This window comes from Paenirhizobium selenitireducens ATCC BAA-1503 (assembly GCF_900492185.1).
Taxonomy (GTDB): Bacteria; Pseudomonadota; Alphaproteobacteria; order Rhizobiales; family Rhizobiaceae; genus Allorhizobium; species Allorhizobium selenitireducens_A.
The window spans coordinates 1-454 of the sequence record NZ_UEYP01000047.1 but is presented as its reverse complement, the minus strand read 5'-3'; the positions used below and the strand labels follow the sequence as shown (position 1 = coordinate 454).

1 protein-coding gene is annotated in these 454 nt (G+C 62.6%); it reads left to right on the top strand.

Annotated elements, in window-relative coordinates:
• Positions 1–4: 4 nt before the first annotated feature.
• Positions 5–454 (top strand): copper ion binding protein (locus RHIZ70P_RS22665; RefSeq protein WP_147294061.1); only part of this gene is annotated, 450 nt, incomplete at its 3' end.

Genomic DNA, 454 nt, shown 5'->3' with positions numbered 1-454 from the left:
GGCGATGAATGCCCCCGTCCGCACCAATGAGATGTCTGAAGCTATATCGCTGCCGATAGAGGGCATGACCTGCGCGTCGTGCGTTGGCCGAGTCGAACGAGCCCTGAAGGCTGTTCCCGGTGTCGAGGCCGCATCGGTCAATCTGGCTACGGAACGCGCGAATGTCACCACCAGATCATATGTTGACAAGGCAATTCTGATCGAGGCGATCGAGAAGGTCGGCTATTCGGTGCCGTCCCAGGCCGCAGGGCCGACCGGCCTCGTAGAGCTGTCGATCCAAGGCATGACATGCGCGTCGTGTGTCGGGCGGGTCGAGCGCGCCTTGAAGGCTGTTTCAGGGGTTACCGAGGCAGTGGTCAATCTGGCCACGGAACGGGCCACGGTGCGCGGCGGCGCCAACACGGCTGAGTTGATCGCCGCCATCGCAGATGCTGGCTACGAAGCCGAGGTAGTG